This is a genomic window from Enterobacter cloacae complex sp. 277I4 (genome assembly GCF_050031465.1).
Classification (GTDB): domain Bacteria; phylum Pseudomonadota; class Gammaproteobacteria; order Enterobacterales; family Enterobacteriaceae; genus Enterobacter; species Enterobacter cloacae.
The window spans coordinates 3,477,235-3,503,710 of sequence record NZ_JBLGWC010000001.1; the positions used below are offsets into that span (position 1 = coordinate 3,477,235).

At 55.1% G+C, this 26,476-nt stretch carries 22 protein-coding genes and 1 tRNA gene; 11 read left to right on the plus strand and 12 right to left on the minus strand.

Going from position 1 to position 26,476, the window contains the following annotated elements:
- Window position 1: 1 nt before the first annotated feature.
- Window positions 2-1,591, plus strand: coding sequence for a microcin C ABC transporter ATP-binding protein YejF (yejF, locus tag ACQG19_RS16995; protein ID WP_058678173.1), 1,590 nt, complete (start codon window positions 2-4; stop codon window positions 1,589-1,591).
- Between the two features lie 3 nt (window positions 1,592-1,594).
- Here the strand turns inward: yejF and ACQG19_RS17000 are convergent, their stop codons facing one another.
- The 3 genes from ACQG19_RS17000 to rsuA form a co-directional block, all read right to left on the minus strand.
- On the minus strand, window positions 1,595-1,939 hold the full coding sequence (locus tag ACQG19_RS17000; RefSeq protein ID WP_130626338.1) for a YejG family protein: 345 nt from the start codon (window positions 1,937-1,939) through the stop codon (window positions 1,595-1,597).
- Between the two features lie 278 nt (window positions 1,940-2,217).
- Entirely contained in the window at window positions 2,218-3,414 is a 1,197-nt protein-coding gene (locus tag ACQG19_RS17005) for a Bcr/CflA family multidrug efflux MFS transporter (protein ID WP_013097989.1), read from the minus strand.
- 15 nt (window positions 3,415-3,429) lie between these two features.
- Entirely contained in the window at window positions 3,430-4,137 is a 708-nt protein-coding gene (gene rsuA, locus ACQG19_RS17010; protein ID WP_013097990.1) for a 16S rRNA pseudouridine(516) synthase RsuA, read from the minus strand.
- Window positions 4,138-4,288: 151 nt separating this feature from the next.
- Between rsuA and ACQG19_RS17015 the strand changes: the two genes are divergently transcribed.
- From ACQG19_RS17015 to rplY, 4 genes are all read left to right on the plus strand, one after another.
- Window positions 4,289-6,046 (plus strand): DEAD/DEAH box helicase, encoded by a 1,758-nt coding sequence (locus ACQG19_RS17015; RefSeq protein WP_246932207.1) that lies wholly within the window; start codon window positions 4,289-4,291, stop codon window positions 6,044-6,046.
- 71 nt (window positions 6,047-6,117) lie between these two features.
- On the plus strand, window positions 6,118-6,711 hold the full coding sequence (locus tag ACQG19_RS17020) for a TetR/AcrR family transcriptional regulator (RefSeq protein ID WP_013097992.1): 594 nt from the start codon (window positions 6,118-6,120) through the stop codon (window positions 6,709-6,711).
- A 52-nt stretch (window positions 6,712-6,763) separates the two neighbouring features.
- Window positions 6,764-7,636: an alpha/beta fold hydrolase gene (locus ACQG19_RS17025; RefSeq protein WP_246932205.1), complete on the plus strand. Its 873-nt coding sequence runs from the start codon at window positions 6,764-6,766 to the stop codon at window positions 7,634-7,636.
- Window positions 7,637-7,754: 118 nt separating this feature from the next.
- Window positions 7,755-8,039, plus strand: coding sequence for a 50S ribosomal protein L25 (rplY, locus tag ACQG19_RS17030; protein WP_013097994.1), 285 nt, complete (start codon window positions 7,755-7,757; stop codon window positions 8,037-8,039).
- Window positions 8,040-8,091: 52 nt separating this feature from the next.
- On the opposite strand, the gene yejK is transcribed toward rplY, so the two are convergent.
- Window positions 8,092-9,099, minus strand: coding sequence for a nucleoid-associated protein YejK (gene yejK, locus ACQG19_RS17035; RefSeq protein ID WP_013097995.1), 1,008 nt, complete (start codon window positions 9,097-9,099; stop codon window positions 8,092-8,094).
- A 134-nt stretch (window positions 9,100-9,233) separates the two neighbouring features.
- Here yejK and ACQG19_RS17040 point away from each other — a divergent pair, with 134 nt between their 5' ends.
- The 3 genes from ACQG19_RS17040 (at window position 9,234) to ACQG19_RS17050 (ending at window position 11,390) form a co-directional block, all read left to right on the plus strand.
- Window positions 9,234-9,461 carry a YejL family protein gene (locus ACQG19_RS17040; protein ID WP_001135586.1) on the plus strand — a complete coding sequence of 76 codons (228 nt, stop codon included), beginning with the start codon at window positions 9,234-9,236 and terminating at the stop codon, window positions 9,459-9,461.
- 19 nt (window positions 9,462-9,480) lie between these two features.
- Window positions 9,481-11,241: an LPS biosynthesis-modulating metalloenzyme YejM gene (yejM, locus tag ACQG19_RS17045; protein WP_029883096.1), complete on the plus strand. Its 1,761-nt coding sequence runs from the start codon at window positions 9,481-9,483 to the stop codon at window positions 11,239-11,241.
- 72 nt (window positions 11,242-11,313) lie between these two features.
- Window positions 11,314-11,390, plus strand: a tRNA-Pro gene (locus tag ACQG19_RS17050).
- A 90-nt stretch (window positions 11,391-11,480) separates the two neighbouring features.
- Here the strand turns inward: ACQG19_RS17050 and ACQG19_RS17055 are convergent.
- A complete protein-coding gene (locus tag ACQG19_RS17055) occupies window positions 11,481-11,741 on the minus strand; it encodes a DUF2534 family protein (protein WP_013097997.1) in 261 nt (86 codons plus the stop codon).
- A gap of 202 nt (window positions 11,742-11,943) precedes the next feature.
- Here ACQG19_RS17055 and eco point away from each other — a divergent pair, with 202 nt between their 5' ends.
- A complete protein-coding gene (gene eco / locus ACQG19_RS17060) occupies window positions 11,944-12,453 on the plus strand; it encodes a serine protease inhibitor ecotin (RefSeq protein ID WP_029883097.1) in 510 nt (169 codons plus the stop codon).
- Between the two features lie 135 nt (window positions 12,454-12,588).
- Here eco and mqo read toward each other — a convergent pair whose 3' ends face one another.
- On the minus strand, window positions 12,589-14,238 hold the full coding sequence (gene mqo / locus ACQG19_RS17065) for a malate dehydrogenase (quinone) (RefSeq protein ID WP_058651749.1): 1,650 nt from the start codon (window positions 14,236-14,238) through the stop codon (window positions 12,589-12,591).
- A gap of 188 nt (window positions 14,239-14,426) precedes the next feature.
- Between mqo and ACQG19_RS17070 the strand changes: the two genes are divergently transcribed.
- The gene (locus tag ACQG19_RS17070) at window positions 14,427-15,716 is read left to right on the plus strand and encodes a SulP family inorganic anion transporter (RefSeq protein WP_020690674.1); all 1,290 of its coding nucleotides are present in this window, start codon (window positions 14,427-14,429) and stop codon (window positions 15,714-15,716) included.
- Here ACQG19_RS17070 and mgtE read toward each other — a convergent pair.
- From mgtE to ACQG19_RS17100, 6 genes are all read right to left on the minus strand, one after another.
- Window positions 15,679-17,115 (minus strand): magnesium transporter, encoded by a 1,437-nt coding sequence (gene mgtE / locus ACQG19_RS17075; protein WP_426725965.1) that lies wholly within the window; start codon window positions 17,113-17,115, stop codon window positions 15,679-15,681. The genes ACQG19_RS17070 and mgtE overlap by 38 nt on opposite strands.
- A 148-nt stretch (window positions 17,116-17,263) precedes the next feature.
- Entirely contained in the window at window positions 17,264-18,907 is a 1,644-nt protein-coding gene (locus ACQG19_RS17080) for a multidrug ABC transporter permease/ATP-binding protein (protein ID WP_029883099.1), read from the minus strand.
- A gap of 69 nt (window positions 18,908-18,976) precedes the next feature.
- A complete protein-coding gene (gene alkB, locus ACQG19_RS17085) occupies window positions 18,977-19,633 on the minus strand; it encodes a DNA oxidative demethylase AlkB (RefSeq protein WP_045903369.1) in 657 nt (218 codons plus the stop codon).
- Window positions 19,633-20,691, minus strand: a complete 1,059-nt coding sequence (gene ada, locus ACQG19_RS17090) for a bifunctional DNA-binding transcriptional regulator/O6-methylguanine-DNA methyltransferase Ada (RefSeq protein ID WP_246932240.1) — start codon at window positions 20,689-20,691, stop codon at window positions 19,633-19,635. The genes alkB and ada overlap by 1 nt, the downstream gene beginning before the upstream one ends.
- 72 nt (window positions 20,692-20,763) lie before the next feature.
- A complete protein-coding gene (apbE, locus tag ACQG19_RS17095) occupies window positions 20,764-21,819 on the minus strand; it encodes an FAD:protein FMN transferase ApbE (RefSeq protein WP_102752057.1) in 1,056 nt (351 codons plus the stop codon).
- 115 nt (window positions 21,820-21,934) lie between these two features.
- On the minus strand, window positions 21,935-23,050 hold the full coding sequence (locus ACQG19_RS17100; RefSeq protein ID WP_023619744.1) for a porin OmpC: 1,116 nt from the start codon (window positions 23,048-23,050) through the stop codon (window positions 21,935-21,937).
- Between the two features lie 742 nt (window positions 23,051-23,792).
- Between ACQG19_RS17100 and rcsD the strand changes: the two genes are divergently transcribed.
- Entirely contained in the window at window positions 23,793-26,465 is a 2,673-nt protein-coding gene (gene rcsD, locus ACQG19_RS17105; protein ID WP_350362805.1) for a phosphotransferase RcsD, read from the plus strand.
- Window positions 26,466-26,476: the final 11 nt, after the last annotated feature.

The window sequence follows — 26,476 nt, forward strand, 5'->3', positions numbered from 1 at the left end:
CATGACGCAGCCCCTTCTCAGTATCGATAATCTGTCGATTGCCTTTTCGAAACAGGGTGAGACGCGCACCGTGGTCAGCGATCTGTCGCTGCAGATCCAGCGTGGCGAAACGCTGGCGCTGGTGGGGGAATCCGGCTCCGGCAAGAGCGTCTCGGCACTCTCCATTCTGCGCCTGCTCCCGTCTCCGCCAGTGAGCTACCCGCAAGGAGATATTCTGTTTCACGGCAGCTCGCTGCTGCACGCCGACGAACAGACCCTGCGGGGCGTCCGCGGCAATAAAATTGCGATGATTTTCCAGGAGCCGATGGTCTCACTCAACCCGCTGCATACGCTGGAAAAACAGCTTTACGAGGTGCTCTCCCTGCACCGGGGCATGCGCAAAGAGGCCGCGCGCGGGGAAATCCTCGACTGCCTCGAGAGAACCGGCATCCGCAACGCGGCAAAACGGCTGAGCGATTTCCCGCATCAGCTTTCCGGCGGTGAACGTCAACGTGTGATGATTGCCATGGCGCTACTGACGCGCCCGGAACTGCTGATCGCCGATGAGCCCACCACCGCGCTGGACGTCACGGTGCAGGCGCAGATTTTGCAACTGCTGCGGGAGCTACGTAGCGAGCTGAACATGAGTCTGCTGTTTATCACCCATAACCTGAGCATTGTGAAAAAGCTGGCCGACAGCGTCGCCGTAATGCAAAACGGACGCTGTGTAGAGCAGAACACCGCCGCCGCACTGCTGAACGCGCCTCAGCACCCCTATACGCAGCGGCTGCTCGACAGTGAACCCTCAGGCGATCCTGTGCCTCTTCAGGGGGACAGCGCGCCGTTGCTCAACGTCGAGGGGCTGTCTGTCTCCTTCCCCATCCGTAAAGGTATTCTGCGCCGCGTGGTCGACCAGAACGTCGTGCTGAAGAACATCCGTTTTTCACTGCGCCCGGGTGAGTCGCTGGGACTGGTGGGCGAGTCGGGTTCAGGCAAAAGCACCACCGGCCTGGCACTGCTGCGTTTAATTGCCTCGCAGGGCGAGATCCTGTTTGACGGCATGCCGCTGCACCGCTGGAACCGTCGGCAGATGCTGCCGGTACGTCCCCGCATGCAGGTGGTGTTTCAGGATCCCAACTCCTCGCTCAATCCAAGGCTGAGTATTTTGCAGATCATCGAAGAAGGATTGCGCGTCCATCAGCCTACCCTGACGGCTCTGCAACGTGAAAATGAGGTCAGGCGTGTGATGGCAGAGGTAGGGTTAGATCCCGAGACGCGCCACCGCTACCCGGCTGAATTTTCTGGCGGACAGCGCCAGCGTATCGCCATTGCCCGCGCGCTGATCCTCAAACCTGAGCTGATCATCCTGGATGAACCGACCTCCTCGCTGGACAGAACCGTGCAGGCACAGATCCTGACCCTGTTGAAAGGGTTACAGGAAAAGCACCGGCTGGCCTATATCTTTATCAGCCACGATCTACAGGTAGTGCGGGCGTTATGCCATCAGGTGATTGTGCTACGGCAGGGAGAAGTGGTCGAGCAAGGTGAGTGCCAGCGCGTATTTACTGCACCGACGCAGAGCTACACGCGCCAGCTGTTATCGGCAGACTAGCACTCAGAAGGGATACTGGCCCGAGAAAGGCTCAGCAATGGCCACGCCAAAGTTTTTCAGGCGGCAGGTTGCGGCAAATTCATCCTGACTTTTAACAAACAGGCACGGCTCGCCTTCACACTCCAGTACGGAACTGTCCACTTCGATATCCGACAGCGCCTGACTTAAGCGTTCCATTACCGGCCATGCCTCTTCGTCGCTCGGGCTAAGCAGTTTGAGCGCGACCAGACAATTCTCGCAACCTGCAACGTTTTGCGGAATCGGTTCAACTTTCGAACCTGCAAAACCCGCCGACCAGCGATAGCTCTGGGGCAAGCGATGGACTATGGAGAGTTGTAATGTATTCACGTTCGATCCCCGGAAGCAAATTTACTTCACAATTTATTTACATTTATAGTAACACATCATCGCCAACCTGCACTATTCAGCGCTTTTTTATAGGTATCCAGGCTCGCGTCGGCGCTATATGTACCCGTTTCTGCGATCTAACTCAACCTTTTTAAATACAATGATGTGACTTTTTACACAAATAGATTTTACATAAAAGAAACAAACACAGGGTAAACGAACACAAGTTTGGTTGATATGGGTCAACAAAAAGGCCCGTATCGGGCCTGATGTGCAGATTAATGAGCGGCTTTTCGCGGTCGGCTGGCGTAAAGACAGAAGAGAATGGAGCTGGTGGCACAAAACGCCATCGCCCACAGCATTGGCCAGGCCGTGTTAAAGGTCGCCATTGAGAGTAACGCCCCCACCACGGCACCAATCCCGAAGCGGAACGTCCCCGCCAGCGATGACGCGGTGCCAGCCATATGCGGGAACTCGTCGAGAATGACCGCCATCGCATTGGATGAGATCATCGAGACGCAGCCAACAAAAGCGGCAACCCCCACCACCAGCGCCCAGAAGCCCACGCCGAAAAACGCGCTGACCACCAGCCAGATAGCCATCACAAACTGGATCCACAGCCCGGCACGGAACATATTCAGTGCTCCAATCCGGCGAACAAAGCGGCTGTTGATGATGGTCATGATGAACAGGAACACAATGTTCAGCGCAAAGTAATACCCAAAGTGCTGAGGGGAAACGTGGTTCAGCTCAATATAGACAAATGGCCCGGCGCTCAGGAAGGAGAACATGCCGGCAAAGCTGAAGCCGCTTGCCAGCATGTAGCTCAGCACGCGCTTGTGGCGGAACAGCGAGGCAAAATTCCCCATTGTGGTACGGATGTGGAATTTCTGGCGGCGCTCGACGGCTAACGTTTCATCAATAAAGAAGAAAATCATCGCCGAGGCCAGCAGTGCGGCAAGCGCCAGGATCCAGAAAATGGCATGCCAGCTGAACCATACCAGCACCGCGCCACCGGCCATCGGCGCCACCAGCGGCGCAATGGTGGTCACCAGCATGACAAATGACATCATGCGGGAGAACTCTTCTTTCGGGTAGATATCACGCATCAGGGCGTTAATCACCACGCTTGCCGCCGCCGCCGCGAGGCCGTGGAATAAACGCATCACGATCAGCTGATCGATACTCTGTGCCAGCGCACAGGCCACGGCTGCGGCTGCGAAGATCAGCGTTCCGCCCAGAATAACCGGCTTACGCCCGAGGCTGTCGGCCATCGGGCCATAAAACAGCTGGCCGAGGGCAAAACCGAGAATATAGGTACTGAGCGTCATCTGTGCGCTGCCTGCCGGTACGCCAAACTGCGCCGAAATCACCGGCAGCGCAGGCAGATACATATCAATCGACAGCGGCATTAACATGGCCAGCAGGCCAAGAATGAACACGATTTTGAAAGACGAGTGTGGCCTGGTGGTCACAGGGTTCTCCTGAAATTAATGCGAGGGCAGACCGACGCTGGCGATCTCTTCTTCCGTCAGCGGGCGATATTCGCCAGGCGCCAGATCGGGATCGAGTTCAATTGCCCCAATACGTTCACGATGCAGACCGACAACGTGGTTACCCACCGCGGCGAACATACGTTTCACCTGATGATAACGCCCTTCGCTGATGGTCAGACGGACTTCGGTCGGGGTAATGACTTCCAGCACCGCCGGTTTGGTGAGGTCTTTTTCATTATGCAGCTGAACGCCTTTGGCAAATTGTTCTGCCGTGTCATCTGCCACCGGCGATTCCAGCGTCACCAGATAGGTTTTTTCACAGTGATGACGCGGAGAGGTAATGCGGTGGGACCACTGACCGTCATCGGTCATCAGCACCAGACCGGTGGTGTCGATATCGAGGCGGCCAGCCGCATGCAGCTTGTGCGCAACCGGTTCGTCGAGGAAATAGAGCACCGTCGGGTGATCCGGATCGTCCGTAGAACAGACGTAGCCTTCCGGCTTATTGAGCATGAAATAGCGCGGGCCGTGCTGCTGGGTGAGCGGGTTGCCGTCATACTCCACCTGATGGTCAGGTTGCAGTTTGAACGCGCTGTCTCTCACAATGTCGCCATCCACGGTAACGCGGCTGGCGCGGATCTCGCGCCCGGCAATAGCACGGCTTACGCCGAGTTGCTGAGCGATAAACTTATCAAGTCGCATGAAATCTTTTTAGCCTTAATGGTGCTGGAAGTCGGACAATGCGTCCGAAAAAGAAGCAGTCAGGAACGGTTCAGTATAATGGTCTGGTTGCGCCACTCAAGGGAAAAAGTTTCGTGGCATACTATATGCGGAATAACGATACAGAGACCCCATGACTTTTACACTTCGCCCCTATCAGCAGGAAGCCGTTGACGCCACCCTGGCCTGGTTTCGCAAACACCGTGAGCCCGCGGCCATTGTGCTCCCGACTGGCGCAGGCAAAAGCCTGGTGATCGCCGAACTTGCCCGCCTGGCGCGCGGCCGCGTGCTGGTGCTGGCGCACGTCAAAGAGCTGGTTGCGCAAAACCATGCCAAGTATTGTGCGCTTGGTCTGGAGGCCGATATCTTCGCCGCCGGGCTAAAGCGGAAAGAGAGCCACGGCAAAGTGGTGTTCGGCAGCGTGCAGTCTGTTGCCCGCAACCTTGAGCTGTTTCGCAGCGAATTTTCGCTGCTGATTGTCGACGAGTGCCATCGCATCAGTGATGACGACGATAGCCAGTATCAGCAAATCCTCACTCACCTGAAAGAGGTGAACCCTCACTTACGCCTGCTGGGCCTGACGGCAACCCCATTTCGCCTGGGTAAAGGCTGGATTTACCGCTTTCATTATCACGGTATGGTGCGAGGGGATGAGAAGGCGCTGTTCAGCGACTGTATCTATGAACTTCCGCTGCGCTATATGATTAAACACGGCTACCTGACCCCGCCTGAACGGCTGGATATGCCGGTCGTCCAGTACGATTTCAGCCGCTTACTGGCGCAGAGCAACGGCTTATTTAGCGAAGCGGATTTGAACCAGGAGCTGAAAAAGCAAAAGCGCATCACTCCGCACATTATCAGCCAGATTGAAGAGTTCGCTGAAACGCGCAAAGGGGTAATGATTTTTGCCGCCACCGTTGAGCATGCGCGCGAAATCACCGGCTTACTGCCCTCTGGCGACGCGGCGCTGATCACCGGCGAGACGCCCGGTCCGGAGCGCGACAGCCTGATTGAGGCGTTTAAAGCGCAGCAGTTTCGCTATCTGGTAAACGTCTCGGTACTCACCACCGGGTTTGATGCCCCCCACGTCGACCTGATTGCTATTCTGCGTCCGACCGAATCGGTCAGCCTGTATCAGCAAATCGTTGGCCGCGGTCTGCGTCTGGCTCCCGGTAAAACCGACTGCCTGATCCTGGATTACGCCGGTAACCCGCACGATCTCTACTCGCCTGAAGTGGGTACCCCGAAAGGAAAAAGTGACAACGTGCCGGTACAGGTCTTCTGTCCTGCCTGTGGCTTTGCCAACACTTTTTGGGGCAAGACGACGGCTGACGGTACGCTGATCGAACATTTTGGCCGCCGCTGTCAGGGCTGGTTTGAAGATGATGAAGGGCATCGCGAGCAGTGCGATTTCCGTTTCCGCTTTAAAAACTGCCCCCAGTGCAACGCTGAAAATGATATTGCCGCCCGCCGCTGTCGCGAATGTGACACGGTTCTGGTCGACCCTGATGACATGCTGAAGGCCGCGCTGAAGTTAAAGGATGCCCTGGTGCTGCGCTGCTCTGGCATGGCGCTGCAACCGGGAGCGGATGAAAAAGGCGAATGGCTGAAAATCACCTATTACGATGAGGACGGCGCCGACGTCAGCGAGCGCTTCCGGGTGCACACTCCGGCTCAGCGCACGGCTTTCGAACAGCTCTTTATCCGCCCGCATACCCGCACACCGGGCGTACCGCTGCGCTGGATAACCGTAGCGGATATCGTGCATCAGCAGGTGCTGCTGCGCCATCCGGATTTTGTTGTCGCCCGCAAGAAAGGCCAGTACTGGCAAGTCCGTGAAAAGGTTTTTGACTATGAAGGCCGTTTTCGTCGGGCCAACGAACTGCGTTAACGACAGGCAGGCCTTGAATAGGAAACGATTGTTTCCTATTATGTATTATCGCGTTACAACAGGACTCACTCATGTCACGTCTTCCCGGTCGCCCGCGTGAATTTGACACCGACGCTGCCATCGACAGCGCCCTGCTCGTTTTCCGCGAGCGCGGCTACCATGCTACCTCAATCAAAGAGCTGAGTGACGCGACGGGCCTTACGGCGGGAAGCCTGTATAAAGCCTTTGGCAGCAAGAATGGCCTGTTTCTCGCGGCGTTCGATCGTTACACCCGGACGCGCAGCGCCGCCCTGCGCCAGCGTACCGAGGCGGCACGCAGCGGGCGAGATAAAATCGCGGCGGTGTTACGTTTCTACGCCGAGAGCAGCCACGGTCCTGAGGGCATACGCGGCTGTCTGGTGGTCGCCAGCGCGACTGAGCTGGCGGTTTTTGATGAGGCAACCGCGCAGTACATCAAAGCCGCCATGCAGCGTACCGAGCAGCTGTTGCTCGAACTGGTTCAAGAGGGCCAGCGGGACGGTAGCCTTTCCCGCGCGCTGCCCACGGAGCAAACGGCACGTAATCTTTTCGCGCTGCTGCAGGGTTACCGCGTGATCGGCAAAAAAGGCCTGTCTGAGGACGAAATCAATAGCGCCGTTAACGCGGCACTCAGCCTGCTCGGCTGAGTTTTTTTAACCAATTAGGAAACGATTATTTCCTATTATTCTGGAGATCGTTATGACCATGCCCATCGCCCCGCAGCACCACTTCACGCTCATCAATGGCATCCGCACGCACTACGTCACCGCCGGAGAACAGCACGCGCAGACGGTTGTCCTGCTGGCAGGTTTCCCCGAAAGCTGGTACGCCTGGCGCCATGTTATCCCTTTGCTGGCCGAGCGTTACCATGTGATCGCCCCGGACTTACCCGGACAGGGTGATACCGATTGTCCGTCAGAGGGGTATGACACCCACACCCTCGCCAGCCATGTTCATGAACTGCTGACCCAGCTTGGTGTACATCGCTACTATCTGGCCGGTCACGACGTGGGAGCCTGGGTTGCCTGGCCTTATGCGGCGATGTACAGCGATGAGGTGATAAAGCTGGCGCTGCTGGACGCCGGCATTCCGGGTATTACCTTACCCGATGCCCTCCCCGTCACCGCGGACCGCGCCTGGCGCACCTGGCATTTTGCCTTTCACGTGATTGCCGACCTGCCTGAATTCCTCATCAGGGGCAAAGAACGTGGCTATCTGGAGTGGTTTCTGCGTCGCAAAGCGGCAAATCCCCTCACCTTCAGCGAGGCGGATCTTGACGAGTATCTGCGCATTTTTACGCGCGAAGGTGGCTTGCGCGCAGGGCTGGCTTACTATCGCGCTGCCGCCCTCTCCGCTGCGCAAAACCGGGCGCTTAGCGAACGGGGTAAACTCTCCGTACCCGTTCTGGCACTCAGTGCCGAGCAGGGTTCGATTCCTGATATGGCCTCGCCGCTGAGGGCGTTTGCAGAACGCGTTGACGGGCACGTGATCCCCCGTTGCGGCCATTTTCAGCCAGAAGAGCAGCCTCAGGCCGTCGCCGACGCCCTAAGCGGTTTTTTTAGTGGGGATTAATTCATTGCCCTGAGGTGGATTGGGGGCTATAATGCCGCCCGCTTTTGCATCCGCAAAGCAGAACACTCACCTGCTGCTGGGTCGCCTGTAGTAGGGTTTTAAATACAGAGAGAAATCAATGTTCACTATCGAAGCAGAAGTACGTAACGTGCAGGGTAAGGGTGCGAGCCGCCGCCTGCGTACCGCTAACAAGTTCCCGGCTATCGTTTACGGTGGCGAAGCTGCTCCAGTTTCTATCGAACTGGATCACGACAAAGTATGGAACATGCAGACCAAAGCTGAATTCTACAGCGAAGTTCTGACCATCGTTGTTGGCGGTAAAGAAGAAAAAGTGAAAGTTCAGGCTGTTCAGCGTCACGCGTTCAAGCCAAAACTGACTCACATCGACTTCGTTCGCGCGTAATCGCAAACATGTCGAAAAAAAGCCCCGCTTCGGCGGGGTTTTTTTATGGCGGTTATTTACCGCCAGCGGTGCGACGCTGCAGCTGATCGCGCAGGTTGGGTGGCGTACCTTTAATGGTCAGCGTGTCGGTGGCCGGATCCCAGAAGATACGTTCCCCCAGCAGCATGGCATCAAAGTTGATGGTTAACCCGCCGCCGCTTCCGGCAAATTTGGTTAACTGACGCAGCGTACTGCGATCCGCCGGGAAGCTCTCTTCCAGCTCATACCCTTTCTCAGCAGTAAATTCCTGGAAACTGACTTCACTGACGCCGGCCAGCTCTTTTGACAGCGACTCCAGCTCAATCTCTTCCCCCGCCTGCAGCTGTTCGTTGCAGTAGCTGTAAACCTGCTGACGCACGTTCTGGCGCTCAGATTTATCGAGCTGCGCTTCCGCCGTGAAGTCATCCACCGCCTGCAACAGCCCTTTGTTCTGCGCTTTGGCGTTGAGACCTTCGCTGGCACCGAGGAAGTCCATAAAGAAATCGGCCACTTTACGGCCAACACGCCCTTTGAGGAAGGTCAGGTAGCGCGTCGACTCCGGATTGGTTTCCCACTCGGTCAAATCAATACGCGCAACGATATCCGCATGGTTGATATCCAGATAATGGGTGGAGCTGATATCCAGCTGCTCATTCACGCGCATACTGCTTAAATTGTTCAGCACGGTGACCAGCAGATACTCGACCGCCAGGTAGCGATAGTGGCAGAACAGAACGATACCGCCGTCGGCAAACGGGTATTTTGCCAGTTCGTCGCGCAGACGCCCGGTTGCCGCGCGGCTAAACGCCAGGAAATCTTCTTCACCCTGGCGTTGCAGGCGCAGGCTATCAGCCAGTTCACTCTCGTCGCTGAACAGACCATAGGCTTTATTTTTTGCACTGTAGACGCGGTGCAGTTCCGCCATCATTTCCACAACGGTTGCCGTGGGTTCCAGTAACGAATCGCGCAGCACCACTTCAAGGGTTTGCTCATCACGCTTGATAAGCTGGTGCAAGGCAATCTGGTTGATTTCCAGACTCATGATAAACTCTCCTTTTAGACCGGGCGGTATTCAACCACCACCAGGACATGTGTGCAACAACTGATAAAAAAGGGGAAAAAAAGCTGTTGCTACGGTAATATGTTGCCCTTTCATCAACAAACTGATTTTGATTTATGCCACAACATTCCCGCTACAGTGATGAACACGTTGAACAATTGCTCAGTGAGCTGGTCAACGTACTGGAAAAACATAAAACACCGACCGATCTCTCCCTGATGGTTTTGGGAAATATGGTCACCAACCTTATCAATACCAGCGTTGCTCCGGCTCAGCGTCAGGCGATCGCCAAATCTTTCGCCCAGGCTTTACAGTCTTCCGTTAGCGACGACCAGGCCCATTAAGGGAAACGAACAACAGTTTATGGTGACGAATCGTCAGCGCTACCGTGAAAAAGTCTCCCAGATGGTCAGCTGGGGGCACTGGTTTGCCCTGTTCAACATTCTGCTGGCGACGCTTATCGGCTGTCGTTATCTGTTTGTCGCAGACTGGCCGACGACGCTAACCGGGCGTATTTACTCCTGGATAAGCGTTGTAGGGCACTTTAGCTTTTTGGTTTTCGCCACCTATCTGCTGATCCTCTTCCCGCTGACGTTTATCGTCATGTCGCAGCGTCTGATGCGATTTTTATCCGCCATCCTTGCAACGGCAGGGATGACGCTGCTGCTTATCGACAGTGAAGTGTTCACCCGCTTCCACCTGCATCTCAATCCCATCGTTTGGGAGCTGGTGATTAACCCCGATCAGAACGAAACGGCCCGTGACTGGCAGCTGATGTTTATCAGCGTTCCGGTGATCCTTCTGATAGAGATGCTGTTTGCCACCTGGAGCTGGCAAAAACTGCGCAGCCTGACCCGCCGACGCCATTACGCGAAACCGGTGGCCGCGATCTTTTTCATCTCCTTTATCAGTTCGCACATCATGTATATCTGGGCGGATGCTAACTTCTATCGTCCGATCACCATGCAGCGGGCGAACCTGCCGCTCTCTTATCCAATGACGGCGCGTCGTTTCCTTGAGAAGCACGGGCTGCTGGACGCGCAGGAGTACCAGCGTCGTCTGATTGAGCAAGGGAATCCGGAAGCGGTTAGCGTGCAGTATCCGCTGAGCGATCTGCGCTATCGCGATATGGGACGCGGACAGAACGTCCTGCTGATCACCGTCGATGGTCTGAACTACTCCCGTTACGAGAAGCAGATGCCCGCGCTGGCCGAATTCGCCAGCAAGAACGTGACGTTCACCCAGCATATGAGCTCCGGCAACACCGCCGATGCGGGCATTTTTGGCCTGTTCTATGGCATTTCTGCCGCCTACATGGACGGCGTGCTTTCTGCGCGCATTCCTGCCGCGCTGATCACCGGGCTCAATCAGCAGGGATATCAGTTAGGGTTGTTCTCCTCAGACGGCTTTAACAGCGCGCTGTACCGCCAGGCGCTGCTGTCTGATTTCTCCCTGCCAGCCGCAGAAAGCCAGTCGGACGAGCAGACCGCCAGTCAGTGGATTAACTGGCTGCAGCGTTATGCGCAGGAAGATAACCGCTGGTTCTCCTGGGTTGCCTTTAATGGCACCACGCTCGATGACAGCAATCAGAAAGGCTTTGCGCGCCGCTACAGCCGTGCAGCAGGCAATGTTGATGACCAGATTAGCCGCGTGCTTGATGCCTTACGCGAATCCGGCAAGCTCGAAAACACCGTGGTGATCGTGACGGCAGCCCACGGCGTACCGCTGGGCGACGAAGCGAAGAGTATGAGCTGGTCGCGGCCGAATCTGCATGTTCCGCTGGTGATCCACTGGCCGGGCACCCCCGCTCAGCGCATTAACATGCTCACCGAACATAAAGATGTGATGACCACGCTGATGCAACGGCTGCTGCACGTCAGTACGCCGGCAAATGAGTATTCACAGGGGCAGGATCTCTTCAGCGCCACGCGTCGCCACAACTGGGTCACGGCAGCGGGCAATGATACGCTGGCGGTCACCACGCCAATGCTGACGCTGGTATTGAACAATAACGGAAACTATCAGACGTATAATCTGCAGGGTGAACGGCTGAAAGACCAGAAACCGCAGTTGAATCTGCTGCTACAGGTTCTGACGGATGAGAAACGGTTTATCGCTAACTGATTAATTATAAACCAGTTAGCCTCAGATTCCCTTGCATTCAAAACGGAATCGAGTAGTATTCATTTCATGCGTCGGCACGTAGCGCAGCCTGGTAGCGCACCGTCATGGGGTGTCGGGGGTCGGAGGTTCAAATCCTCTCGTGCCGACCAAAACTATTTAAAAACCAGCCATATGGCTGGTTTTTTTGTGCACAAAAAAAGCCAACCCGCAGGCTGGCTTTTGAGATCGCAAGTGAACGCTTAGTGCTTGTCGCGCCCGCCAAGGAAGAAAATACCCAGCGGAATGGCAAGCAGGACGGTGAACACCAGGCTGTAAACGAAGATCATCGCCGACTGCAGGACATACATGCTGGTCGTCCACGCAGAGAGTGGAATGTTGTACTGTTCGATGACGCCGACAATGGTTGCCCGGCCCACGCACGCGGCCGCAATCATAAACACAACCAGCAGCGCCAGGAGGAACTTACGGCCTTCAGGTGTTTTCAGTTTTGCACGAATCATCTCTCTTCCCTTTACAGATGAATAACATTATGTATGCCTTAAAATAACACGATCTGCCACGAGACTCCACAGAAGTACAAATCACCACAAAAATGGCACTGAATTAGCTCATTACACTGCTTTTATTGAAAATGTAAGTAAATCACGCTAATCATTCATGGGCGTTATGCTAATCTCATCAGGATGGTTTTGACATAAAGGAATGACTGTGAAAAACGCACCTAAATTTGCCCTTGCCCTGATCGCCGCCGCGTGCGTCAGCACCAGCGCCTTCGCAACTGAAAGCCAGAAGGTACAACCTCTGGAAAAAATCGCGCCTTATCCGCAAGCGGAAAAAGGCATGAAGCGTCAGGTGATCCAGTTACCGGCTCAGCAAAATGAAGCGAATTTCAAAGTGGAACTGTTGATCGGCCAGACGCTGGAAGTGGATTGCAACCAGCATCGTCTCGGCGGACAGCTGGAAAGCAAAACGCTGGAAGGCTGGGGCTACGACTACTTTATCTTTGATAAAGTGACGTCACCGGTTTCCACCATGATGGCCTGCCCGGATGGCAAGAAAGAGAAGAAATTCGTGACCGCGTATCTGGGTGATAACAGCCTGTTACGCTACAACAGCAAGCTGCCAATCGTGGTGTATACGCCGGAAAACGTGGAAGTGAAATATCGCGTGTGGAAGGCGGATGAAAACATCGGACAAGCGGTAGTACGTTAAGAATAAGTCGGGTGGCGGCTTCGCCTTACCCGACCCGGAATGGGTGTGCTCTGGTGCCCTCACCCCAACCCTCTCCCACCGGGAGAGGGAGAAAACACTAAAAACGGTAACGGATGTTACCGTTTTGCTTTTACCTTACAGCGCGATATCCGCCACCGGTTTGTTTTCTGCCTGCGGCTTCAGCTCCGCTTTTGGTGCAGCATCAGCAGCCTGCGGCTTAACGTATTGCAGCTGCAGCACGCGGCTGGTGTATTCCAGCTCCTGCTCCGTCGCGTCCACGTTACCGTTCAGCTTCGTACCGTAGGATGGAATAATCGTTTTCAGCTTCGCCTGCCATTCCGGCGTGGCGACTTTATCTTTAAACACTTTTTCCATCAGGTGCAGCATGATAGGTGCAGCGGTAGAGGCGCCAGGGGAAGCCCCCAGCAGGGCGGCAATAGTGCCGTCTTTATCGCTTACCACTTCGGTACCCAGACGCAGCACACCGCCCTCTTTCGGATCGCGTTTGATGATCTGTACGCGCTGACCCGCCTGCCACAGACGCCAGTCTTCTTTCTTCGCCTGCGGATAGTACTCTTTCAGCGCCTCGAAGCGTTCTTCATCAGAAAGCATCACCTGACTAATCAGGTATTTCACCAGATCGAAGTTATCCAGCCCGACATCCATCATTGGCTTCACGTTTGAGGTGGTGGTTGCGCTCAGCAGATCCCACAACGAGCCGTTTTTCAGGAACTTAGTGGAGAAGGTTGCAAACGGCCCGAACAGCACCACACGCTTACCATCAAGCATACGGGTATCGATGTGTGGAACGGACATTGGCGGCGCCCCCACGGAGGCCTGACCATACACTTTTGCCAGATGACGGTTCACCACTTCCGGGTTTTCCGATACCAGGAACTGACCGCCCACCGGGAAGCCCGCGTAGTCGTCCGCTTCCGGAATACCGGACTCCTGCAGCAGTTTCAGCGCCGCACCGCCCGCACCAATAAAGACAAACTTTGCCTTGATGACATGCTCGGCTTCGTTGTTTTTCAGATCGGCAACGGTCACGCTCCAGCTGTTGTCAGCGTTGCGCTTAAAGCCACGCACTTCGGTGCTGAGCTGCAGATTGAAGTTCTCTTTTTTCTTCAGAGAGGCCACCAGCTGACGGGTGATTTCGCCATAGTTGACGTCAGTACCAATCTCAGTACGGGTTGCCGCCACCTTCTGGTTCGGGTCACGGCCTTCCATCACCAGCGGTGCCCACTCTTTGATCTGCGCGTGATCTTCAGAATATTTCATGCCGCGGAACAGCGTGCTCTGCTGCAGCGCCGCGTAGCGTGCGCGCAGGAAGTTCACGTTCTGCTCGCCCCACACAAAGCTCATGTGCGGCACGGTGTTGATGAAGGAGTGCGGATCGTGCAACACGCCGCTGTTCACCTGGTGAGACCAGAACTGGCGAGAAATCTGGAATGCTTCGTTGATCTCTACCGCCTTCTCGATACTAATGGAACCGTCCTTTTTCTGCGGCGTATAGTTCAGTTCCATGAGTGCCGAATGTCCGGTACCGGCGTTATTCCAGCCGTTTGAGCTTTCCTGCGCCACGCCATCGAGGCGCTCGACCATGGTCATTGACCAGTCCGGCTGAAGCTCTTGCAGATAGGTTCCCAGCGTGGCGCTCATGATGCCGCCGCCAATTAAAAGGACGTCCGTTTCCTGCTCTTTTGGTGCGTCAGCTTTCGCCGCCAAGGAGACGGTGTTCAGCCCCACGGCCAGAGAAAAGAGCATGGCAGTCATTTTTTTCATAATTTTGCCTTAGTTGAGTAGTGCTTGAAGCGTGGAAATTGCAGGTGAAAAAAGCTGCGGGGGGAACGGTAGCAACTTTTAAATATTGTTTAAAGGTTACGAAATTATTGTAATTGTGAAATTTAATGATGGATTGTTTGTGTGGGATTGCCGGATGAAACTGGCAAGGCGCGTTATTTCTGGTTACTATGCTGCACTTTGTGATCGCGCGCACGGAAGCCCGCCCTAATCTGCGAATTGTTATGTCATTACCCCATGCTTCTCTTTCCCGTGAAGACCAGGTCGCCACGGTGCTGCGTTCCCCTCAACTGCTGCTACGCGAAACGCTGGCAGGCGTAATTACCGCTCTGGCCCTCATTCCTGAGGTGATCTCCTTTTCCGTGGTCGCAGGCGTTGACCCAAAGGTCAGCCTGATTGCCTCTGTGGTGCTGTGTCTGACCCTTTCAGCGTTCGGCGGTCGTCGTGCGATGGTCACAGCAGCTGCGGGCTCCGTCGCGCTGGTGATTGGCCCGATGGTGCATCAGCACGGGGTGCAGTACATCCTGCCGGCGGTCCTGATGGCGGGGATAATCCAGATTCTGTTCGGCGTGTTCGGAATGGCGCGCCTGATGCGCTTTATTCCCCAGTCGGTGATGACCGGTTTCGTAAATGCGCTGGGATTGTTAATTTTCTTCGCACAGGTTCCCCACTTCTGGAGCCGCAGCCCGCTGATTGTGGGCCTGTTCGTGCTGACGCTGCTGATTGTGCTGTGGGTGCCGCGCTTTGTTAAAAGCATCCCGTCACCGCTTATTGCGATTGTATTGCTCACCCTGTTCACCGTGACCAGCGGACAGGTTCTCCCGACGGTGGGGGATGAAGGTTCTATGAGCAGTGGTTTGCCAGGGCTGACACAGCTGCTCGTTCCGCTGAACATGGAAACGCTCAGCATCATCTGGCCATGCGCGCTGAGTATCGCTTTTGTCGGCCTGCTGGAATCACTGCTGACGGCAAAACTGGTGGATGAACTGACCGCGACGACGTCCAGCAAACGCCGTGAAAGTATTGGTCTGGGCGCAGGGAATATTCTTGCCGGGTTGTACGGCGGGATCGCGGGCTGTGCCATGATCGGACAAACCATCGTCAACGTGGAGATGGGCAAAGGTCGCAGTCGCGTCTCAACTTTTGCAGCGGGCATGGTGCTGCTGGTGCTGGTCACCGCCCTCAGTGAGGTGATGGCAAAAATCCCTATGGCCGTTCTGGCCGGGATCATGGCGATTGTTGCCATCAAAACGTTTAACTGGCACAGCCTTCAGCCTGCCACGTTAAAAAGTGCGCCCATTGCCGAAACGGTTGTGATGCTGATTACCGTTGCAGCAACGGTTTCAACCGGTAACCTGGCCATTGGCGTACTGGGCGGGATTATTGTGATGGCATTGCTTCCCGCCCGGCTCAAGCGTCGGCTTAAAGAAGAAAAATCGTTACAAGCCCAAGAAAAATAAAGAAACCGCCGGTATCGGTGATGGCGGTAATCATCACGCTCGACCCCACCGCGGGGTCGCGCCCCAGTTTGGTCATCGTCAGGGGGATAATGACCCCCATCATGGAGGCCACCAGCAGATTCAGCACCATCGCCAGCATCATCACCCCGCCTAACGCCATATCATCGTACAGCCACCAGGTAATGCCGCCCATAATGCCGCCCCACACCAGGCCGTTAATCAGCGCCACCCCCATCTCCCTGAAGATCAGGAAGGCGAAGTTACCCGGCTGAATGTTCTCCAGCGCCAGTGCACGGACGATCATGGTAATGGTCTGGTTGCCGGTGTTGCCGCCAATGCCGGCCACAATCGGCATCAGCGAGGCCAGCGCGACCAGTTGTGAAATGGTGTGTTCAAAGCCGTCGATCACCCGTGAGGCGATAAATGCAGTGCAGAGGTTAATGGCGAGCCATGCCCAGCGGGTTTTCACCGCCTTGCCGACGGAGGCGTGGACGTCATCTTCGGCGCTGATCCCGCCGAGCGCACGTAAATCGTTATCGGTCTCTTCGTAAACCACGTCAACGATCTCATCGATGGTCAGACGCCCCATCAGTTTACCCACAGAATCAACGACCGCCGCGCTCACAAGGTCGTCACGTTCGAAGGTACGGGCCGCTTTTTCCGCGTCGTCTTCCGGGGAGAAGACCATCGGCTCGGTTTCCATCACCTCACTCACCCGCCGCTGGGTGCTGTTGAGCAGGATCGTTTTAAGCTCCAGCTCGCCAAGCAGGGTTTTATCCCGGGAGGTGACGAACAGTTTATCGGTGTTGTCCGGCATGCTGCCCAGGCGACGCAGATAGCGCTGCACCGTACCGAGAGTTACATCCGGGCGCACCATGATGACGCCAAACTCCATAATGGCGCCCACGCTGTGTTTGTCATAGTGCATCACCTGACGCACGCGTGCCCGCTCTTCTGCAGGCAGCGAAGCCAGCAGTCGCCCGGTCAGGTTTCGCGGCAGGTGCTGAACGAGGTAAATCTGCTCGTCAATGTCCAGCGTCTGCAGGGCATCGAGGATATCCCGGTCGCTCATCTCATCAATGAGATCGTCCCAGACGTTTTCAGAGGCTTCCAGCAACACCTGCCCGCGCTCGTGATCCTGCACCAGCCGCCACAGGGCGTGACGCTCTTCCGAGGGGAGGGCTTCCAGGGTATCCGCCAGATCCGGCGGAGGTAAATGAGCAACCAGCGCACCTACCTCAGCAATATCGTCGGCCAGCGTGCCGACATCATATTGCTCAGCCAGGGTCAGTTTGCCCAGTAACGCAGAGGTGACCGCTTTATCCGTCGTGAGGAGCCAGATGAGACGCGCACGTTCCTGGTCGCGCTGCCTGGCACTGTTTTTCTTTAAAACCGACATTAATCATAAATCCATGAAATAAGTTGGCTTTAAGCATAGCGCGGAGATATGTAAATAAGAATAAACAACGGGGCGGGATGGAGAAAAAATCGGCATAACATGCACGATTTATCCCCTCTCCCCGTGGGAGAGGGTTAGAGTGAAGGCATCAGGCCGTGCGCGCCACCGCATCGCGAGACGCCGCATCGCGCTCTTCACCGGTCAGTTCGCTCAGCTTGCCGTCACGCATCTCCAGCAGCCGGTCGGCGTGAATGAAGTAGTGATCGTCATGGCTGATGGCAAAGATGGTTTTGCCCATCGCCTGCATCAGCGGCAGCAGCACCTGGTAGAACTCGCGGCGGAAATGCGGGTCCTGATCCGCTGCCCACTCGTCCAGCAGAATGATGTCGCGCTCTTCCGCCAGAGCCAGCAGCAGCGCCACGCGCTTTTTCTGGCCTTTCGAGAGCTTCAGGTTCAGGATCTTGCCGTCCTGCAGCTCAAGCTTGTGCGACATCTGCAGATGCGCCAGCCACTTCTCCACCAGCGCCGGGTTAGCCTGTTGCCCTTCCGGCCCCAGCAGCTGGTCGAAGAGCCAGACATCGGTGAATACCGCCGAGAACAGCTTGCGATAATCCTCAGGCTTCTCTGCGCTGAGCGCGCGGCCATCCAGCAGAATGTCACCCGATTGCGGCTGATATAACCCCGTCAGCAACATCGCCAGCGTCGATTTCCCGCTGCCGTTACCGCCAATGAGAAACAGCAGTTCGCCGCGATGAATCGTCAGATTGACCGGCCCCACGGAAAAGGCGTTGTCCTGGTAGCGGAATGTGACGTTACGCAGTTCCAGCGTTTGCCAGTTCGGGAAGGCCTGAGGGCGCGGGAACTCGGCTTTGAACGGCGCAAGGTCGAACTTTTTGAGCTTATTAAACGCCACCTGCGCGCTCAGCAAGGTGGGCAATGCGCCGACGGCAGAGAGCAGCGGTGTGCGCAAAAACAGCAGCGTCAGGGAGTAAGTTGCCGCTACATTGGTATCGGCCCAGCCCAGGCTGTTGGCCATCCAGAAGACCAGGCCAATCGCGCCCAGCATCATAATGTTCGACCAGTTAACCGCGCTCAGGTGGAAGGTATCGGCACGGATAATATGGTGCCGGTATTCACGCGCGTCCGGGATGTAGAGGTTGTTGAAGATATGCTCGGCACGCTCGCGGTTAAGGGTCAGCTCTTTACGCCCTTCCAGTACCGTCTGGTAATCGTTATAGAGTTTGTCCTCGGTTTCACGCAGTACCGCCATGTGTTTGTAGACGCGGGAAACCAGCAGAAAACCACCCCAGATGGTGATAGTAATCCACAGTGCCGTAACGGCCAGCATCTTGCTGGAGAGCCAGGCGAGATAGGCCGCCGAGCCAACGGTCAGGATAATGCCCTGCACCAGCTCCGGCAGACGGACAAACGCAATGGTGATGGCGCGCACGTCGCTGGTCAGTCCCGCCAGCAAAGAGGCACTGCCGAGCTGCTCGACGCGCTCCACCTGGGTATCCAGGATCCGCTTGATAAACTCGCTGCGCAGGCGGAAGACGAAATGATGCCCGAGAGCCGTCAGCGCCAGTTGGGAACCCAGCGTGACCGCCATCAGCAGCAATAACAACCCCAGAAATTCCGGCAGAACGGACAGCGAGGTGTCGACCATTTCGATCAAACGCACGTTGATGAAGGCGATAAGACCAATACCTAATGCGGCGCTGGCAAGGCTTAGCGCCATTACCGCAATAAAGGGCCAGCGATACTGACGCCAGACAAGAAGAAGTAGTTGCATGCAGGCAATCCGGACAATAAAAATCAGCCAGCAGTGTAAACTGCCCTGCGTTTACATCAAGAATAATTCTTATTTTTGTTTGCCTGGCGCGGTCTGGCGAAAAGTCAGGTTAAAGCGGAACTCGCCCGTCTGCGGATGGACGCCAGGCTTCAGTGGCTGAATGCCATGGTAATAGAGCCGCGACTCCCTGCCCCACACCACCACATCCCCATGCTCCAGCATCAGACGCTGGAGAGGATCGTTGCGGCGTAATCCGCCGAACTGGAATATGGCGGGCAGACCCAGGGATACCGAGACGATCGGCGCACGCAGATCGGGTTCATCTTTATCCTGATGCAGCGAGAGTTTCGCTCCAACACCATAGCGGTTGATAAGACAGGCATCCGGTTGAAAATCGGGATAGGTGGCCTCGACGGCGGCATCATGGCAGAGCGCCTGAAAAACCGCAGGCATGGGCGGCCAGGGCTTGCCGGTGACGGGATCGTCCGGGGCATAGAGATAGCCCCGTTCGTTGGTTGCCCATCCTGCCGTACCGCAGTTGGTCATCGCCACCGACATGGTGTAGCCGCCAGGCGTCACCATATGTCGGAATGGCGAAACGGCCGCGACGTCATGGATCCCGGCCAGCAGCGCCGAGGCCCGGGAGAGTGCAAACCGGCGCAGGATCACTGCGCCAGGCGCTAGCGGCTCCTGCCAGGGTTCTGCATCCGCAAAGAGATCGAGCATTATCCCTCCTGATTCCTGGACTCACGTTTCAATAATAGCGCCTTTCGTTCCGTCCCCCAGCGATAGCCCGAAAGCGCTCCGTCCTGGCGTACGACACGATGACAAGGGATGACGATCGCCAGTTTATTTGCGGCACACGCTGCGGCCACCGCACGTACCGCGCCAGGTTTGCCAATCACCTGCGCCACCTGCTGGTAGCTGGCTGTTTTACCGCAGGGAATATTGCGCAGGGCCTGCCAGACCTGCTGCTGGAAAGCGGTTCCGCGAATATCCAGCGGCAGAGCCAGCGGCACGCCACGGTTATCGATGGTATGGATAACCTGATCAATACGTCGGGCAAATTCGCCTTCCAGCGGCGCGCGTTCAGCGTCCGGAAACAGCGACAAAATCTCCTGGGTGACTTTGGCATCATCATCGCCCAGCAATATTGCGCAGATCCCCCGCTCGCTTTCGCCCACCAGACAGCGGCCTAAGGCACACTCGCTGATGGCATAGCGCACTGCGACATCCCCTTTACGGTACTGCTTTGCCGTCATGCCCAGCGCGTCGTTGGCTTTACGATAGTAGCTGCTGCTGTCCGGGAACCCTGCCGCCAGCACGGCATCGGTTATTTTATCCCCGTGGGCAAGCGCATTGCGCAGGCGCTGTCCTCGCGCTGCCTGCTGCCAGGCTTTTGGCGTCATCCCGGTTACGGATTTAAACAGGCGGTGAAAATGGAAAGGACTCATGGCAACCTGCTGCGCCAGCATTTCCAGCGTTAACGCGGGATCCTGCTCCAGCAGGCGGCAGGCGCGCTCCACTTTTGCCAGCTTCTCTTCCTGCGGGTCGCGTTTGTCCGGTCGGCAACGCTTGCACGGCCGAAACCCTGCCTGAACAGCATGGTGCACATCGGGGTAAAAGTGGACATTTTTACGCAGCGCGTGTCGGGCGCGGCAGGACGGACGACATACGATCCCTGTCGTCTGGACGGCAAAGACAAATTGTTCGTCAGCACGCGGATCGCGGGCCAGCACGGCCTGCCAGCGATCCTCATCGGTCATATAGGTCGGGTTTTTCATCATCGGCTCCTCTTACAAGCATACCTACAGCTTGCCTGAGCGCCAGCAATCAAAAACCCGCAACCTTGCTTTTTAATTCTTTTCGCTCACCAGGAAGCTGTCGAACTGCGGTGAACTCCAGGTCTTAAAGCCGTCGGCCTCTTTGGTGATCATATACACCGCCAGCCCTTGCTGGCGAACCACCTCTTTGGCTTTCTCTGTACCGAGCACCATTAACCCGGTATCCCAGGCATCGGCTTCCAGCGCCGTCGGGGCAATCACCGTAACCGAGACCAGATTATGCGTAATGGGTCGCCCGGTCTGGGGGTCAATGACATGCGAGATCCGCTTCCCGTCGAGCTCGTAATAGTTACGGTAGCTGCCGGAGGTGCTGATGCCATGGCCGTTAATATCGACAATCGCCTGCACCGCATTTTGCTGGTCGGTCGGTTTTTGAATCGCCACACGCCACGGTTTGCCGCTGGCGTTCATCCCCCGGCTAACCAATGCGCCACCCACGGAGACCAGATAACGCGGGATGCCTTCCTGAGCCATCAGTGCGGCCAGATGATCCGCCGCATAACCTTCCCCGACTGTCGACAGGTCAACAAACAGATCGGGGATGTCTTTTTGCAGATACTGTTGCCCGTACTGGTTGATCACCGTCAGGTGCTGAAGCCCTGTCCGGGCACGGGCGTCGTCAATGGCCGCCTGATCGGGGGTGATCACCGGTTGCTTATTTGGTCCGAATCCCCAGAGGTTAACTAACGGCCCCACGGTCACGTCCATCGCACCGTGGGTTTTATAGCCCACGCGCATCGATTCGGTCACGATATCGGCCATCTCCTCGCTCACTGGCCACAGGGACGTGCTGGTAGAGAGGTTAAAGCGCATCAGCGCCGAGTCGTTTTTGTAGGTGGATAGCAGCTGATCGTCGGCATCCAGCTGAGACTGAATTTTGCCGCGAAGTTCTTCTGCGCGTGCTTTATCAAGGTTCATTACGCTGACGCGCCAGAATGTCCCCATCGTTTTGCCTTCCAGCACCGTCGCCGCTGGCGCGTCGGTGTGTGCCACAGGCGTGGAAGAGTCACATGCGGTCAGGAAAAAAAAGGTTGCCAGGACGCTGGCGCGTAAAAAAGTCATGTCCATTCATTATTATCCTCATGCCAGGGCGGCAAGAGTACACCAAAATGCGGGAATTGAAAGGCCTTAAAAAAGGCAATAAAAAGGGGCCAGCCGGCCCCTTTGTTACACTGAAAAGCGATTAGAACTGGTAAACCAGACCCAGTGCTACGATATCGTCAGTGCTGATACCTGCGTTACGGGTGAACTCTTTGTCATCCAGCAGGTTGATTTTGTAGTCCACATAGGTAGACATGTTTTTGTTGAAGTAGTAAGTCGCACCCACATCAACATATTTCAGCAGATCCTGATCGCCGTAACCTTCAATGTCCTTACCTTTGGACTGCAGGTATGCCACGGATGGACGCAGGCCGAAGTCGAACTGGTACTGAGCAACCACTTCGAAGTTCTGCGCTTTGTTAGCAAAGCCGTAAATATCGCTGCTGCTCTGAGAGTTGCCGAAACGGGTTGCGTTGTAGGTCTGGGAGTATTGCGCCGCCAGGTAGATGTTGTTGGCGTCGTATTTCAGACCACCAGAATAGACTTCAGCGCGATCGCCTTCGCCTTTCAGCGCAGGGTTAGCGGTGTTGTTCTGGTCAGCAGTACGTTTGGAAGAAGACATTGCACCACCGATGCTGAAGCCTTCACCCAGGTTATAGGTCAGGGACGCACCGTAACCGTCACCGTTCTGTTTCAGGGTGCTGCGGCCGGTGTCGTTTTCACCGCTTACGCTGCCGTTTTTACCCTGATACTGCAGAGCAAAGTTCAGGCCATCAACCAGACCGAAGAAGTCCTGGTTACGGTAAGTTGCTACACCGTTAGCACGGGATTGCAGGAAGTTATCTGAACCATAAGTGTCGCCGCCGAATTCTGGCAGAACGTCAGTCCAGGAGGTTACGTCGTAGATCACGCCATAGTTACGACCATAATCGAATGAACCCGCGTCAGCGAATTTCAGACCCGCGAACGCCACACGCGTCCAGGCCTGGTTGTCGCTTTCAGTCGTGTTACCCTGAATCTGGTATTCCCACTGGCCGTAACCGGTCAGTTGATCGTTAACCTGAGTTTCGCCTTTGAAGCCAAGACGCATGTAGGTCTGGTCGCCATCCTGACCGTCGTCATCAGAGAAATAGTGCAGACCATCGACTTTGCCGTACAGATCTAATTTGTTGCCGTCTTTGTTATAAATTTCAGCCGCATTTGCTGCGCCTGCTACCAGCAGTGCTGGTACCAGGAGGGACAGTACTTTAACTTTCATTTTATTAACCCTCTGTTATATGCCTTATTATTACCACTGCTTACCGGTTAACCCTCTTAACCAGTCGGCAATTTCATTCTCCTCAAAATTACAGAATAATCCAACAGGAATATGATACGAAAACTTTGAAAATGTTTCATTTCACTATCAAGATGTTTCAATTTGTAAACATCAAGGAACTTTTACAAAGCACAAAGCGCTTAGAAAATTAGCACTAATAATCAAGCGAAAATATAAGCCAATATAAATCAATCGCTTGCGATAAAGAAAATTACAGCACTGAATGACAAAACAAGATCGTGCGTAATCACTAAAATAACTCTCGCTATCATCATTAACTTTATTTATTACCGTCATTCAGCTTTGAATGTCTGTTTATCCCTAATTCAACCGAATGCTTCGCATTCGGTTTTTTTTTACCTTTCTTTACGTAATTATTCTTTTTTTTGTGCTACCGCACAGAAATCATAACGACTATTAACTAAATTCACCTGAAACCCCTCCCGCATAAAACGCAACGCAACAAATCATAATTTCTTGTTTATTCGTGCTATTCTCTGTCTGATATCGAGCGTAATCTGTACATTCACCTCGGGTATGTACACATTTAATACAGACCATTCAGTAGTACTCACAGAGGAAAAAGTCGCGTGTTCAAAGGCTATGAGGCTGGAAATTCAGTTATTACCCTTTATACTGCCCTATCGCCATAAAGCACGGCCATTACGGGTTAAACATATCAATGAGTCAGACTGAAACTACCGCCCCGAGCAAATTCTCCCTTCTCCCCGGGAGCATCACCCGTTTCTTTCTTCTTTTGATCGTTGTGCTGTTGGTCACGATGGGGGTTATGGTTCAGAGCGCGGTGAACGCCTGGCTGAAGGATAAGAGCTATCAGGTCGTTGATATCACGCATGCCGTGCACAAGCGCATTGACACCTGGCGCTACGCCACCTGGCAGATTTACGACAATATCGCAGCCGCCCCGGCGACATCCTCAGGTGAAGGGCTGCAGGAAACGCGCCTGAAACAGGACGTTTACTACCTGGAAAAGCCGCAGCGCAAAACGGAAGCGCTTATTTTCGGCTCGCACGACAGCGCGACGCTTGAGATGACGCAGCGCATTTCGACCTATCTCGATACCCTCTGGGGTGCCGAGACGGTGCCATGGTCGATGTACTATCTGAACGGTCAGGATAACAGCATGATCCTGATCTCAACCCTGCCGCTTAAAGATCTCTCCTCGGGTTTTAAAGAGACGACCGTGGGCAGCATAGTCGATTCCCGCCGGGCAGAAATGCTGCAGCAGGCGAACGCCCTTGATGAACGCGAGAGCTTCTCTTCCCTGCGCCGTCTGGCCTGGCAAAATGGCCATTACTTTACCCTGCGCACCACCTTTAACCAGCCAGGACATCTGGCGACGGTTGTGGCGTTCGATCTGCCGATTAACGATCTGATCCCGCCGGATATGCCGCTCGACAGCTTCCGCCTGGAGCCGGACAGCAGTACCCAGAACATGCGTGCTGCCTCGGATAAAGAGGCCGCAGAAAGCGTTTCTATCTCCTTTAACGGCTCGAAGATTGAAATTGCCTCTTCGCTGAACTCAACCGGTATGCGCCTGGTGTGGCAGGTGCCGTTTGGCACGCTGCTGCTCGACACCCTGCAAAATATCCTGTTACCGCTGCTGCTGAATATTGGGCTACTGGCGCTGGCGCTGTTTGGCTACAGTACGTTCCGTTTCCAGCCCGGGCGTCAGAGCGATGCCTCAACGGTCCCGGCCGGAACCAGTAATGAATTGCGCGTATTACGCGCCCTGAATGAAGAAATCATCTCAGTACTGCCGCTGGGTGTGCTGGTTCACGACCAGGAAGCCAACCGCACGGTGATGAGCAATAAAATTGCCGACCATCTGCTGCCGCATCTTAACCTGCAGAACATCACCACCATGGCGGATCAGCATCAGGGGGTGATTCAGGCCACCATCAATAATGAACTGTACGAGATCCGTCAGTTCCGCAGCCAGGTCGCCTCCCGCACGCAGATCTTCATTATTCGCGATCAGGATCGCGAAGTACTGGTGAACAAAAAACTGAAGCAGGCGCAAAGACTGTATGAGAAAAATCAGCAGGGTCGCGCCGCGTTTATGCAAAATATTGGTGATGCCTTCAAACAGCCATTAAGAACGCTGGCGACGCAGGCGGCGGCGTTGAGCACGCCTGAAAGCCAACAGCTGGCAAGCCAGGCGGATTCGCTGGTGCGGATGGTGGATGAGATCCAACTCGCGAACATGCTTGAGAACGACTTCTGGAAAGGCACGCCGACCCTCTTCTCGATTCAGGATCTGATTGACGAAGTGGTGCCGGAAGTTCTGCCGGTGATTAAGCGCAAAGGTCTGCAGCTGCTGATCAACAACCACCTGCCGGCCAACGACGAACGTCGCGGCGATCGCGAGGCGCTGCGTCGAATTCTGCTGATGATTATTCAGTACGCCGTCACCACCACGCAAATTGGCAAAATCACGCTTGAGGTCAATACCGACGAGTCCGCGGAGGATCGTTTGACGTTCCGTATCCTCGATACCGGTGAAGGCGTTACAACCAGTGAGATTGATAATCTGCACTTCCCGTTCCTGAACGATACCCAAAGCGATCGCTACGGTAAGGCCAATGCCCTGACCTTCTGGCTGTGCGATCAGCTGGCGCGTAAGCTTGGCGGCCATCTGAACATTAAAGCCCGTGAATCGCTTGGCACCCGTTATTCGCTGCACGTAAAAATGGCCGCCAATCCTCAGGAAGAAGATGAAGAACGCCTGCTGGACGATGTGGTTGTGATGGTGGATGTGACCTCGAACGAGATCCGCAATATCGTGGTACGCCTGCTGGAAAACTGGGGTGCGGCCTGCATCACGCCGGATGAAAGACTCTCAAGTCAAGAATTTGATCTGTTTTTAACTGATAATCCGTCTAATCTTACTGCCTCCGGCTTGCTTTTAAGCGATGATGAGCCAGGCGTGCGAAAAATCGGCCCAGGCCAGCTGCGCGTCAACTTTAATATAAGCAATGCGATGCAGGAAGCTGTACTACAACTAATAGAAGAGCAACTGGCGCAGGAAGAGATAGCGGAATCCCCGTTAGGCGGCAATGAAAATGCCGAGCTTCACGCCAGCGGATATTATTCACTCTTTGTTGATACAGTACCAGATGATGTTAAGCGGTTGTATACTGAGTCCGCTGCGAATGATTTTGCAGCGCTGGCGCAGACAGCACACCGGCTTAAAGGGGTGTTTGCCATGCTTAATCTGGTTCCCGGCAAGCAGTTATGTGAAACGCTGGAACATCTAATTCGTGAGAAAGATGCCTCTGGCATTGAAAAATACATCAGCGACATTGACGCCTACGTCAAAAGCTTGCTGTAGCAAGGTAGCCT

Bases quoted from the DNA above. Each gene is read 5' to 3' on its own strand.
- yejF (WP_058678173.1), top strand. From the start codon at position 2: ATGACGCAGCCCCTTCTCAGTATCGATAATCTGTCGATTGCCTTTTCG.
- rsuA (WP_013097990.1), bottom strand. From the start codon at position 4,137: ATGCGACTTGATAAGTTTATCGCTCAGCAACTCGGCGTAAGCCGTGCT.
- ACQG19_RS17015 (WP_246932207.1), top strand. From the start codon at position 4,289: ATGACTTTTACACTTCGCCCCTATCAGCAGGAAGCCGTTGACGCCACC.
- ACQG19_RS17020 (WP_013097992.1), top strand. From the start codon at position 6,118: ATGTCACGTCTTCCCGGTCGCCCGCGTGAATTTGACACCGACGCTGCC.
- ACQG19_RS17025 (WP_246932205.1), top strand. From the start codon at position 6,764: ATGACCATGCCCATCGCCCCGCAGCACCACTTCACGCTCATCAATGGC.
- rplY (WP_013097994.1), top strand. From the start codon at position 7,755: ATGTTCACTATCGAAGCAGAAGTACGTAACGTGCAGGGTAAGGGTGCG.
- yejK (WP_013097995.1), bottom strand. From the start codon at position 9,099: ATGAGTCTGGAAATCAACCAGATTGCCTTGCACCAGCTTATCAAGCGT.
- ACQG19_RS17040 (WP_001135586.1), top strand. From the start codon at position 9,234: ATGCCACAACATTCCCGCTACAGTGATGAACACGTTGAACAATTGCTC.
- yejM (WP_029883096.1), top strand. From the start codon at position 9,481: ATGGTGACGAATCGTCAGCGCTACCGTGAAAAAGTCTCCCAGATGGTC.
- ACQG19_RS17055 (WP_013097997.1), bottom strand. From the start codon at position 11,741: ATGATTCGTGCAAAACTGAAAACACCTGAAGGCCGTAAGTTCCTCCTG.
- eco (WP_029883097.1), top strand. From the start codon at position 11,944: ATGACTGTGAAAAACGCACCTAAATTTGCCCTTGCCCTGATCGCCGCC.
- mqo (WP_058651749.1), bottom strand. From the start codon at position 14,238: ATGAAAAAAATGACTGCCATGCTCTTTTCTCTGGCCGTGGGGCTGAAC.
- ACQG19_RS17070 (WP_020690674.1), top strand. From the start codon at position 14,427: ATGCTGCACTTTGTGATCGCGCGCACGGAAGCCCGCCCTAATCTGCGA.
- mgtE (WP_426725965.1), bottom strand. From the start codon at position 17,115: ATGTCGGTTTTAAAGAAAAACAGTGCCAGGCAGCGCGACCAGGAACGT.
- ACQG19_RS17080 (WP_029883099.1), bottom strand. From the start codon at position 18,907: ATGCAACTACTTCTTCTTGTCTGGCGTCAGTATCGCTGGCCCTTTATT.
- alkB (WP_045903369.1), bottom strand. From the start codon at position 19,633: ATGCTCGATCTCTTTGCGGATGCAGAACCCTGGCAGGAGCCGCTAGCG.
- ada (WP_246932240.1), bottom strand. From the start codon at position 20,691: ATGAAAAACCCGACCTATATGACCGATGAGGATCGCTGGCAGGCCGTG.
- apbE (WP_102752057.1), bottom strand. From the start codon at position 21,819: ATGGACATGACTTTTTTACGCGCCAGCGTCCTGGCAACCTTTTTTTTC.
- ACQG19_RS17100 (WP_023619744.1), bottom strand. From the start codon at position 23,050: ATGAAAGTTAAAGTACTGTCCCTCCTGGTACCAGCACTGCTGGTAGCA.
- rcsD (WP_350362805.1), top strand. From the start codon at position 23,793: ATGAGTCAGACTGAAACTACCGCCCCGAGCAAATTCTCCCTTCTCCCC.